The organism is Brevibacterium sp. CCUG 69071 (assembly GCF_021023135.1).
Classification (GTDB): Bacteria; Actinomycetota; Actinomycetes; order Actinomycetales; family Brevibacteriaceae; genus Brevibacterium.
This window is the reverse complement of the sequence record NZ_PGFV01000002.1, coordinates 826,713-838,222: the sequence shown is the minus strand read 5'-3', so window position 1 is coordinate 838,222 and position 11,510 is coordinate 826,713. Positions and strand designations below refer to the sequence as shown.

General features: G+C 64.6%; 11 protein-coding genes. 2 read left to right on the top strand and 9 right to left on the bottom strand.

The annotated features are described in order from the left end of the window. Positions 1–37 precede the first annotated feature (37 nt). From CV023_RS09040 to CV023_RS09005, 8 genes are all read right to left on the bottom strand, one after another. Positions 38–1,042 carry a regulatory protein RecX gene (locus CV023_RS09040; RefSeq protein WP_230745130.1) on the bottom strand — a complete coding sequence of 335 codons (1,005 nt, stop codon included), beginning with the start codon at positions 1,040–1,042 and terminating at the stop codon, positions 38–40. After that, positions 1,026–2,126, bottom strand: coding sequence for a recombinase RecA (gene recA / locus CV023_RS09035; RefSeq protein ID WP_230745129.1), 1,101 nt, complete (start codon positions 2,124–2,126; stop codon positions 1,026–1,028). Before recA ends, CV023_RS09040 begins: the two co-directional genes overlap by 17 nt. A 228-nt stretch (positions 2,127–2,354) precedes the next feature. Next, on the bottom strand, positions 2,355–2,762 hold the full coding sequence (locus CV023_RS09030) for a VOC family protein (RefSeq protein WP_230745128.1): 408 nt from the start codon (positions 2,760–2,762) through the stop codon (positions 2,355–2,357). 94 nt (positions 2,763–2,856) lie between these two features. Continuing rightward, positions 2,857–3,084: a DUF3046 domain-containing protein gene (locus CV023_RS09025; protein ID WP_230745127.1), complete on the bottom strand. Its 228-nt coding sequence runs from the start codon at positions 3,082–3,084 to the stop codon at positions 2,857–2,859. Next, on the bottom strand, positions 3,084–3,410 hold the full coding sequence (locus CV023_RS09020) for a helix-turn-helix domain-containing protein (protein ID WP_230745126.1): 327 nt from the start codon (positions 3,408–3,410) through the stop codon (positions 3,084–3,086). Before CV023_RS09020 ends, CV023_RS09025 begins: the two co-directional genes overlap by 1 nt. A 177-nt stretch (positions 3,411–3,587) precedes the next feature. Further along, a complete protein-coding gene (locus CV023_RS09015) occupies positions 3,588–4,109 on the bottom strand; it encodes a CinA family protein (protein ID WP_230745125.1) in 522 nt (173 codons plus the stop codon). Further along, positions 4,102–4,755, bottom strand: coding sequence for a CDP-diacylglycerol--glycerol-3-phosphate 3-phosphatidyltransferase (pgsA, locus tag CV023_RS09010; protein WP_230745124.1), 654 nt, complete (start codon positions 4,753–4,755; stop codon positions 4,102–4,104). The genes CV023_RS09015 and pgsA overlap by 8 nt, the downstream gene beginning before the upstream one ends. A 121-nt stretch (positions 4,756–4,876) precedes the next feature. Continuing rightward, positions 4,877–7,648, bottom strand: a complete 2,772-nt coding sequence (locus tag CV023_RS09005) for a DNA translocase FtsK (protein ID WP_230745123.1) — start codon at positions 7,646–7,648, stop codon at positions 4,877–4,879. Between the two features lie 388 nt (positions 7,649–8,036). Between CV023_RS09005 and CV023_RS09000 the strand changes: the two genes are divergently transcribed. Continuing rightward, positions 8,037–8,909, top strand: coding sequence for a hypothetical protein (locus CV023_RS09000; protein ID WP_230745122.1), 873 nt, complete (start codon positions 8,037–8,039; stop codon positions 8,907–8,909). A gap of 416 nt (positions 8,910–9,325) precedes the next feature. On the opposite strand, the gene CV023_RS08995 is transcribed toward CV023_RS09000, so the two are convergent. Then, entirely contained in the window at positions 9,326–9,997 is a 672-nt protein-coding gene (locus tag CV023_RS08995; RefSeq protein ID WP_230745121.1) for an ArsR/SmtB family transcription factor, read from the bottom strand. A gap of 122 nt (positions 9,998–10,119) precedes the next feature. Between CV023_RS08995 and CV023_RS08990 the strand changes: the two genes are divergently transcribed. Further along, positions 10,120–11,505 carry an MFS transporter gene (locus CV023_RS08990; protein ID WP_230745120.1) on the top strand — a complete coding sequence of 462 codons (1,386 nt, stop codon included), beginning with the start codon at positions 10,120–10,122 and terminating at the stop codon, positions 11,503–11,505. The last annotated feature ends 5 nt before the right edge of the window (positions 11,506–11,510 follow it).

Sequence of the window (11,510 nt, the reverse complement as noted above, 5' to 3'; positions counted from 1 at the left end):
GCGCCACCATTCTAGCCGTTTCGCGGAGCCCCCATGCTCAGTCTTCGGCGAGGACTTCGCGGGTGACCTTGATGCAGATCGAGGAGGAGAATCCGCGTCGGGCGAGCATGCCGAGGATCCGTCGCTCGCGCACCTCGTAGGCGAGTCTGCTTGTCGAGGCGGCCTTCTTCGCGGCGACCTCCCGGGCGAGATCTTCTTCCCCGTCGACCTCGTCGACGGCGTCGGAGATGATCTCGGCCGGGATGCCCTTCTTGTTCAGTTCACGCCTCAGCACCGATCGGGAGAGTTTGCGCCTCTCCCGGTGGGCGCGGACGTAGCGGTGGGCGAATTCCTCGTCGTTGAGCAGTTTGGATTTCTGGAGCTTCGCGATGAGTTCGTCGACGGCGTCGGGCAGGAAGTCGCGTTTGAGCAGCTTCTCCCGCAGTTCCTGGCTCGCGTGGTCGCGCATGGCGAGCATGTTCATCGCCGTCTTCTTCGCCTTCGCATAGGACGCCTCGAAGTCCGGTTCCTCGGAATCTGAATCATCCGAATCGAAATCGAGGCCGTCCGAGCCGAAGCCACCCGCCCCGAATCCCTCGGGGTCGAGGCCTTCGGAGTCGAGGCCTTCGGAGTCGAGGACCTCGCTGCCGAATACTTCAGAGTCGTCATCGCCGTCGCTGCTGTCGGAATCGCCGAGGGCGAAGGGCGGCGGCTCACCGGTGTCGAAGGCCGGCCAGCCTCCTCCCCCGCCGGACTCGCGTTGGGGCGCTTTCGCACTTGTCCGCCCCACCGAACCCGACCGCCCCACCGAACCCGACCGCGCAGACTGAGTCTTCGACCGCGCAGGCTTATCGCTCGATGCTGACCGCACCTGACTCTGCCCCGACAGGGGCGCGAAGAATTCCGACTCCCCTTCCGCATGGCGCTCGTCAATCTCGGACACGGCGGCACGCAGCTGATCGAGAGTCGCCGCCTGCGCAGACGAGCCCACCGAATCGGCACTCTCTAGTGCTGATTCGATGAGCTCGTCGTCAGTGCGACCGGGTTCAGACCTCGGCGTCATCCGTCTGCGGAGTCTCGGCGGAGGCGTCGGCCGCCTCGGCGTCGTCTTCGGGTTCATCGACCTTGATCAGGCCCATCTTGTGCTTGATCTTCAGTTCGATCTCCTCGGCCAGGCCCGGGTTGTCGCGGAGGAAGTTACGCACGTTCTCCTTGCCCTGGCCCAGCTGATCGCCATCATAGGTGAACCAGGATCCGGACTTGCGGATGATTCCGTTGTCGACGCCCATATCGATGAGGCTGCCTTCACGGGAGATTCCGTGACCGTAGATGATGTCGAACTCGGCCTGCTTGAACGGCGGCGCGATCTTGTTCTTGACGATCTTCGCCCTCGTCCTGTTGCCGACCGCGTCCTGACCTTCCTTGAGGGTCTCGATGCGGCGCACGTCGATGCGCACGGAGGCGTAGAACTTCAGTGCCTTACCGCCCGAGGTGGTCTCCGGGGAGCCGAAGAACACGCCGACCTTCTCGCGCAGCTGGTTGATGAAGATCGCGGTGGTCTTCGACTGGGCCAAAGCACCGGTGATCTTACGCAGGGCCTGCGACATCAGACGTGCCTGGAGACCCACGTGGCTGTCGCCCATCTCGCCTTCGATTTCGGCCTTGGGCACGAGAGCGGCGACGGAGTCGATGACGATGACGTCGAGGGCTCCCGAGCGGATGAGCATATCGGCGATCTCGAGTGCCTGCTCACCGGTATCGGGCTGGGAAACGAGAAGCTGATCGGTGTCGACACCGAGCTTCTTCGCGTATTCGGGATCGAGGGCGTGCTCGGCGTCGATGAATCCTGCGATTCCGCCTGCCTTCTGCGCATTCGCCACCGCGTGGAGGGCGACGGTGGTCTTACCCGATGATTCCGGGCCGTAGATCTCCACGACGCGGCCACGCGGCAGGCCGCCGATGCCCAGCGCGATGTCAAGGGCGATCGAGCCGGTCGGGATGCAGGCGATCGGCTCGCGGACTCCGTCGCCGAGGCGCATGATCGCGCCCTTGCCGTAGTTGCGGTCGATCTGCCCCAGCGCCGCGTCGAGTGCCTTCGACTTGTCGTTGCCGGTGGGGATCTGCAGGTTCTTGGGTGTGCGTGCCATGACGTCTCCTCATCGTTGCTTTTTCCGTTGAGACCAAGGCTAGAAGATGGCACTGACATAACGACAGAGGATGATTCTCCCCCGTGGATAACCAGCCACTCATGGTCACAGGTCCCGTGATTCACCACCAGCATAGCCGACATCCGAACAGGTGTTCTAAATATCGGGGCGTGTCGCGTGTCTCCCAGAGCGATTCAGGACGCGAACCATTTACTGCCCGAGGCTCCCCTACTCTGCTGCCAGTCCGAGCTGCCAGGTGAGGCCGAAGCGGTCGCCCACCCAGCCGAATGGTCCGAAGCCATAGTCATCGAGCGGCATGAACACGGTGCCCTGCGCGCTCAGCGCGGTGAAGATGCGTTCCAGCTCTTCGGCCGACTCGCAATCGACCATGAGCGAGACTGCGGGGGTGATGTCCCACTCGTGGTCGACGAAGCTGTCGCTCAATCGCAGCCGCTGGCCGGCGATCTCGATCTCCGCCATGATGACCGTGCCCTCGGCACCGGGTCCGTCGGGACCGTACCGGTTGTCGGAGACCACTCGCCCATCGGCGAAGACTTCGAGGTAAGTCTCCATCGCCTCGGCGGCATTCTGGCCGCGACCGGGCTGGAAGGTGATGAACGGGACTGCCTGATTCATGCGGCCAGTCTACACTCGGGCGTCAGCGGACATCCGCTGCAGAGCCGGCCTCAGAACGGACGTGAACGAGTCTCAGCACAGTCGAGAACGAGTTTCAGAACGGACGCGAACGCGGCTTCTCTTTGCCCAGGCGGCGGGACTCGGGGACGCCCATGGAATCGCACACGGCGATCCAGATGTCACGGGGTTCGACTCCGGCTTCGAAGGCCTGTTGGGCGGTCCGCGAACCGAGGCTGCTCAGCGTGAGGTCGGTGTGCAGGGAGGCAGCACGCGCCTCACCGAACTCCTCGTTCATGAGGATCCAGTAGAGGGTGTGGCGCATCAGGGTTTGGCGGCCAACCGCGGCACCGGGTATCCCGGGTGGCCCAGGATCTTGTCCGAGAGCTCCTGCGGAATGGTGTCGGGGATCTCGACTCCCTCTTCGAGGGCGAAGCGATCGGAGACCGAGGACAGCAGTGCCGAGAGCGGCAGGTCGAGTGCCTCGCAGATGGCCGACAGCAGCTCCGAGGAGGCTTCCTTCTGACCGCGTTCGATCTCGCTGAGGTAGCCCAGCGAGACGCTGGCTCCTGTGGAGACATCGCGGAGGGTGCGTCCCTGGCGGCGACGGGCCGAACGCAGTGCGTCGCCGATTTCAACTCTCAGTAACATAACGCGTCCCTCCCTTTGTCAGCGCGATCCGTCCTCATTGTGCCTTCAACTTTACAGCCCGCTCGCGATCCTGCGCCAACCTGGACCAGTGAGCGGACGGTATTGCCAGTCCATTCGAAGAATGTGGTGAATGTTCGTCCAATCGTCATCACCTGGTCAACCTCGTCCGGGTGGAACTTATTCCGTGCCGTTCCCGCTTTCGGGTCCGTAGGCGATGTGGGCGACGAATTCCTCGAGGTTGACCGACATGGCCCGGACCGTCTGCTCGCGGATCTCGTTGCGGTCGCCGGTGAAGTCGTGTTCGAAGACCTTGGCCTTGCCGCCGAAGGCGATGGCCGTGTAGACGAGGCCGACGTCCTTGCCGTCCTGCGGGTCGGGTCCGGCCACACCGGTGCAGGAGATGCCGATGTCGGACACGCACTTCGTGGCCGCACCGACGGCCATCTGTGCGGCCACGACCGGATCGACCGGGCCGGTCTCCTCAAGGTGGTCGGCATCGACTCCGGCGAGAGCGGCTTTGAGGTCAGTGGCGTAGGTGACCAGTCCCCCGCGCACCACGGCCGAGGCGCCCGGAACGTCGACGAGAGCCGCGACGAAGCGGCCGCCAGTCAGCGATTCCGCCGAGGCGAGCGAGAGCCCCATCTGTGTGCAGGTGGCGATGAGGCGTTGGTTGAGCGCGAACAGCTCGGTCTCAGGCATCGTCTTTTCCGGCGTCGCCGGCGTGGGCGTCCTTGGCGAGCTTCGCGGCCTGGATGCAGTAGTCGATGCCGGTGACCACGGTGACGACGATGGCCGCGGACATGATGATCCACGCCAGCAGCACGAGCACGAAGGTCACGCCTTCGGGGACGAGGTGAGCCAGCGGGTAGAGCAGCAGGAACAGCCCGATCGCCACGGTCTGCAGCACTGTCTTGAGCTTGCCGCCCTTCGACGCCGGCATGACCGCGATGCGGATCATGAAGAATCGCAGCACCGTGATGCCCAGCTCCCGGACGAGGATGACGACGGGCACCCACCAGGGCAGCTCGCTGACCAGGGCCAGGCCGATGAGCGCAGCGGCCATGAGTGATTTGTCGGCGATCGGGTCGGCGATCTTGCCGAAGTTCGTGATGAGGTTGTATTTCCTGGCCAGGTCACCGTCGATCTTGTCGGTGAGCATAGCCAGCAGGAACACGACGAGCGCCCACCAGCGGGTGGTCAGATCGTGTCCGCCGTCGGCGAGCAGCAGGATGAGGAAGACGGGCACCAGGAGGATGCGCAGCACCGTCAGCGCGTTGGGGACGTTCCACGGGCTCGGCTCTGCGGCCGGCTGATTGGAGGCTCCTGCCTCGGCTCGTTCGTTCACCCCTCCACCCTATCGAAGTGAGCTGGGTACGGCATGGAGGTGCAGACGCGCCGAGGTGGGTGTCCGTTGATCGGGACACCCACCTCGGCGCGTGGTGCGGTTGACTGCTCCGGGCCCGGCCTCAGCGGCCGGTCAGCTGCCAGGCGTCCTCGCCGCTGGCCTCGACGACCTCGAGTCCCGTATCCGGGTCGATGTCGCCGACGTGCAGGTCCTCGGCGTGGCCGACGCCGTGGGCATAGCGGTCGGAGCTGCCGCCCGAGCCGGATCCTCCGTATGAGCCGGAACCCTCGGATGAGTCCGGGGCACCGAAGTCCTCGAATTCCTCGTCGTAGTCTCCGGCCGCCGAGGCGGTCGTCCCGCCGGTCGCGTGCGGTTCCTCAGCGGCGGCGCCGCCCGTGTCGGGTGGGGTGTCGCCCTTGATGATGGCCAGAGTGCCGGGCAGATCGTCGGGGCGGACGAGGACGTCGCGGGCCTTCGATCCTTCGGAGGGTCCGACGATGCCGCGGGACTCCATGAGGTCCATGAGGCGACCGGCCTTCGCGAAGCCGACGCGCAGCTTGCGCTGGAGCATCGACGTCGAGCCGAACTGGGTGGTGACGACCTGTTCGATGGCCTGGAGCAGGAGTTCGAGATCGTCGCCGATCTCCTCGTCGATCTGCTTCCTCGGCGCTTCGACGGCGACGTCTTCACGGTAGTTGGGCTTGAGCTGTCCCTTGACGTGCTCGACGACCTTCTCGATCTCGGACTCGTTGACCCAGGCGCCCTGGACGCGCATCGGCTTGGCCGCGCCCATCGGCAGGAACAGGGCGTCACCCTGGCCGATGAGCTTCTCCGCACCGGGCTGGTCGAGGACAACGCGGGAGTCGGCCAGCGACGAGGTCGCGAAGGCCAGACGCGAAGGCACATTGGCCTTGATCAGGCCGGTGACGACGTCGACGCTGGGTCGCTGGGTGGCGAGCACCAGGTGGATGCCGGCGGCACGAGCCAGCTGGGTGATGCGCTGGATCGAGGCCTCGACGTCGCGCGGGGCGACCATCATGAGGTCGGCGAGCTCGTCGACGACGACCAGCAAGTACGGGTAGGGCTGGAGCACGCGTTCGGATCCGGCCGGGGGCTGGATGCGGCCTTCGCGGACGGCCTTGTTGAATTCCTTGACGTGCTTGAATCCGTAGTTCGCGAGGTCGTCGTAGCGGGCGTCCATCTCCCGCACGACCCATTCGAGCGCCTCGGCGGCCTTCTTCGGGTTCGTGATGATCGGGGTGATGAGGTGCGGGATGCCCTCGTAGATCGTCAGCTCCACGCGCTTGGGGTCGACGAGGATCATGCGGACCTCGTCGGGGGTCGCGCGCATCATGATCGAGGTGATCATGGAGTTCACGAAGCTCGACTTACCGGCACCGGTGGCACCGGCGACGAGGAGGTGGGGCATCTTGGAGAGGTCGGCGACGACGAATCCGCCTTCGACGTCCTTGCCCACGCCCATGACCATCGGGTGTTCGGTCTTCCGCGCCGCCTTCGAGCGGAGCACGTCGCCGAGGGAGACGTTCTCACGGTCGGAGTTCGGGATCTCGATGCCGATGGCCTTCTTGCCGGGGATCGGCGAGAGGATGCGGACATCGGCGCTGGCCACGGCGTAGGCGATGTTCTTGCTCAGCGCTGTGACCTTCTCGACCTTCGTGCCCGCGCCGAGCTCGACCTCGTAGCGGGTGACCGTCGGGCCGCGGGAGAACCCGGTGACCTCGGCGTCGATCTTGAACTGGGTCATCACGTCGCGCAGGGCTTCGACGACCCGGTCGTTGGCTTCGGAGCGCTCCTTGGCGGGAGGTCCGGGCACAAGGTAGTCCGAGTTCGGCAGGGTGTAGGTGACGTCGCCGGCCAGGGTGAGCTGTTCGACGCGTTCGGGCAGCTGCTCCGTCGGCGGTGCCGGCGGGTTGTTCGTCGTGGGCACCGGCGCCGAGGCGGCGGCGGGCTTGGCATCGGCTCCGGACTTGCGCGCGACCGTGGCGGCGTCTTCGTCCATGCCGATGGTCTTCTTCAGCGCGGCGGCTTCGCGTTCGGCCTTGGTCGGGCGGCGCTGGCCGGGCTTGAGCTTGGGTTCGGTGTCGATGACCGCGGTGTCGGTCTCGTCCTCGGAGATCTCGTTCTCGTTGATGTAGGCCTTGTCGTAGGCCTTCGTGACCGTTTCGTCGTCGGTCTCGCCGTCGAGTTCGGGGATCTCGGTCTTCTTCTTCCGGCTGCGGCGCTTGGCGCCCATGACGGGTTTGAGGCTCGAGGTCCGGGCGTTGTCAGCGACGAGGTCGGTCTGGGTCTCTCCGTTCGCCTCGGCGTCGGATTCGGGTCGGGCACCGCCGGTCAGACGCAGGTAGAGGTCGGTCAGGCGCTTCGGGATCGAGCGCACGGGTGTGGCCGTGATGACGAGGAGTGAGAAGAGTCCGAGCAGGATGAGCAGCGGAACAGCCACATAGTTGGTCGTGGCGGTGACCAAAGGGGAGGAGACGACGAAGCCGAGCGCCCCTCCCCCGTTGGTCATGGCCTCACGGCTGTTGACGAAGCTCGGGTTGCCGGCGGCGATGTGTGCCAGACCGGCCGCGGCGAGCAGCAGGAAGATGCCGCCGATGAGGATCCGGTTGTTGCCGCGGTTGTCGTCTCCGCGCAGGAACAGGCGGATCGCATAGCAGGTGAAGATCACCGGCAGGGCGAGGGCGACGCGGCCGAAGGTGCCTTCGACCACGGAGCGGACCACGTCGCTGATCGCGCCGGGGATGTTCCACCATTCGAAGGCGGCGATGACGATCGAGAGACCGATGAGGAAGAAGGCGGTGCCGTCTCTCTTCGTCGGTGACTGATCGGTCGGTTCGTCGCTGAGGATCTTTCGCGCACGGTTTCCGGCCATGTGGGCCACTCCCCTCCACGCACCGGTGACAACGTTTGTCCCGGGGTCTTCTGTCCCCGCTTGACCGGACCGACCAGCGTTTTTGGGTGCTGTGCGTTTCCCGGAACCAGAAGCGGGGGAAGTCGTTCTGGTCACCATGTCTCTTATCTTAGGGTGATTCTGCGCTCCTGCCCAGTAAATCCGCAGGCTTCGGCGTGGCATATGGCTGCAATCGCGGCGCGATATGGAGCGTCAAGCTGACTCATCGTTTCGCTGGCTGGCACCGGATGGCATGCTTCTGCGGCCACCGAAGTGTCCCAGTACAACCGCTTTCGCCGGTCGACCAGGCGCAGTCCGATCTTTCGAGACTGTGCCGCGCCGGACGCCATATTCCATACGGCTTGCGCCATTGTCCGACAAGACCTGCTGTCGTTACGACATCTACTGTAGGATCCTGGTCAAACACGGAAAACGAAAGGGCGAATTGTTGAAACGCTTCACTCTCGGACTCACGGCAGCAGCCTTCGCGCTCTCATTGGCAGGCTGCGGGGGCGAATCCGGAAACCAGACTGACGGAGATGGGAAACAGGCGCAAGAATCACCGAATCCGGAACAGGCCGAGACGCAGGAAGCCGAGGAGCGGGCAGCACTGAACCCGGAAGACTTCAGTGGTCGAATCCTGTCTCTTGATGACCTGCCTGGCGGCTTCGAACTCGATGACGAAGTCGAATTCGGGGAGACCGAAGAGCAGTCGAACAACCCCTTTGACTCTGACTCAGATTCGTCCGGGACCGACTCCACGCAGACCGAGTGCATCGTCGGGGCCATGGCGACTCATTCGTCAGAATTGGACGGAGTCTCGGCGGCACGAAATTTCAATCAGTCCGCAGACAATTCCGGGTCCTTCATCATGACCTCGCTGTCGAGGCCCTCGAATGATTCGAAACAGATGCTCGAGGGTCTTCGGGATACCGTCGATGAGTGTCAAACGACCATCAACGCGGAGCCTACCGAATCGGTGAAGGTCTTCGAGCCCAGCGGCAACAAGGGCGAAGGCTTCTGCGCCACTACGTATAGCGGCACATTCGTCGGTCAAGGCAAAATCGTCGCATCCGAGTGCTATATCGCTTGGGCAGGTGAACTGATGACGATCCACAATATGGCATTCGAAGCCGAAACCAGTCTCGCGATCGATGAGGAGGCCATGGATGGAGTCACCGAATACATGAACAATGACCTGCTGCCGAAGGCTCTCACCAAGGCCGATATGGCCGCGTCCTGACTCCCATCAGTCTGGGGGCAGACGGCAAAATTGCACCCCTTCGGGTCGAGTCAGAATCACAGACGGCGGGCCACTGACACGACATCGCGACCCGGCCGGTCGGGTACATCGCGAACCTCGTCGATCGTGAAACCTGCCCGCTCCAATGACTCCGTGAGTTCTGAGCGGCTGCGGTAGCGCAGGGCCGAGATCTCATCAACGCGTTCACCATCACGCTCTAAGACCGTGACGCCGACGACGGATCGGCCCCGACAACGTCGATGCCCCTGCTCGTGAGCATCGTGGCGAACGTTCCTGTTCCGTAGCCCACGCCGATCGCCGAGGTTGCTTCAGGTTCTTCAACCATCGCCGCATACACGTGGAGGTCGTCTCATTCGGGGCCTTTGGAAGCTCGGTTCGCTTGCTGCCTCGGATGCTCATGAGGGCGGAGTGTCCTCTCGCGGTTCGTCGTCGCCGGCGACGGGCAGTTCGTCGTTGCCGGTGACGGGCGGTTCGTCGCTGCGGATTGCGTTCTGGCTGGGGTGCATGGCGATGAAGAGACCCCACTGCTGCGCATCGGGCTTCGTGCGACGTGAGCGGAACTCTTCGAAGAGTTCGTCGATGCGAGTCCTGAATTCCTCGACTTCGTCCTCGGTGAGCATCGCGGCCATCCGCCCCATCGTCCGCTGTTCATAGGGAGCGGCGGTGAACTCGGCGACGAAGGCCTCGATCATCGGGTTCGTCATGTCCCCGGCATTGAGGAACCAGCTCTTGCCCGTCGCCAGATAGGGGATCTCCCGCGCCCCGCGCCTCCCCCGCCTCGCCTCCTGTGCCTCGAGGAACCCCGTGTCAGCAAGCATCCGCACATGATGGAGCGCCGTCGCCGGGTTGAGCCCGGTCGCCTCGGCGATCTCCCGATTGCTCAGCGCCTCGTCGAGACACAGCCGCAGAATCCGGATCCGGATGCTCGAAGCCAGCGCCTTGGCCTCGGCGTCGGTGGCATCCCGGCGCTCCACCGCGCGAGCCACGGCACCGGCTCTCACTGCCCCGACATCAGCGGAATCCGGACCACTCACGGGTGCGACCACCTCGGCGCGCTCTTCATTCATGGACACAACGCTAACCATCGATTGGGAGAAGTCAATCATTCGTACCTGAGTGATTGACTTTCCTCAATCGGTGATGGAAGACTGACGATTGACGATTCCCACGCCTACTCGAGGACGAGCACATGGCGCGAACCCAACCCACATCGCCGAGACGATCACCCCTGTGGCGCCATCACGACTTCATGCAGCTGTGGATGGGCGACACCGTCTCAGTCTTCGGCTCCCAGCTCGTGCTCTTCGCCCTCCCCCTCATCGCCGTCCAAGTCCTCCACGCAGACGCCTTCGAAATGGGCCTGCTCGCCGCCCTCGAATCCGCGGCCTTCCTCCTCATCAGCCTGCCCGCCGGGGCGTGGGTCGACCGCCTGCCGAAAAAGGCCGTCATCGTCGCCGGCGACATCATCCGCGCCGCCATCCTGCTCACCATCCCCGTGACCTGGGCCTTCGACGCGCTGACCATGATCCAGCTCTACCTCGTCGCCGCCGGTGTCGGCATCGTCACCGTGTTCTTCGACATCGCCAACCAGTCCTTCCTCCCCGAGATCGTCGAGGCCGAATCGATCGGTGACGGCAACGGCAAACTCCAGGCCAGCCAGCAGACCGCACGCGTGGCCGGACCGACCCTGGCCTCGGGACTGGTCACGATCCTCGGAGCACCGCTGACGGTCGGGCTGACGAGCATCTGCATGGGACTCTCCAGCCTCTTCGTCAGCCGCATCCGCTACCGACCCACGTCCGCCGAGGTTGCCCACCGGCGCGGATTCCTCGCCGAGATCCGTGAAGGCCTCGGCTTCGTCCTCGCCCATCCCCTGCTGCGGCGGATGACGGCCTGCACCGGACTGGCGAACCTTGCCTCCTCGGCCATCTTCGGACTCTTCGCCCTCTACATCCTGCGCACCCTGTCGCTCAGCCAGACCCAGATGGGCATCATCATGTCGGTCGGAGCCGCGGGCGGAATCCTCGGCGCCCTCACCGCCTCTCATGTGCAGAGACTCCTCGGCGAAGGCCGCAGCGTAGCCGTCACCGCCGTGCTCAACGGAGTGTTCTTCTTCTCCATGCCGCTGGCGAGCGTCCTGCCCGCGATGCCGACGCTCATCATCGGCTGGTTCGCTCTGACCTGGTCCGTCGTCGTCTACAACATCGCCCAGGTCAGCTTCCGGCAGCGCCTGTGCCCGAAGCCGCTGCTCGGTCGGATGAATGCCTCGATCCGATTCCTCGTCTGGGGGCCGATGCCGATCGGCGCCCTGGCCGGAGGGATCCTCGGCGATCAGTTCGGTGTGGCGACGACGATGTGGATCTTCGCCGCGTGGGCGACCCTGGCCTCTCTGCCGGTGGTGATCTCACCGCTGCTGATGATGCGCACGCTCCCGCGCGAGCTCGACCTGCTCAGCGGGAAAGCCCAGTCATCCGACAACACCGCGTCGCGGGAGAACAGCGATATCCGCCCCGAGGACGGAGATGTCCGGCCCGAGGACGGAGATGTCCCACCGGTCACCGGCCCTCGGACTTGAACCCG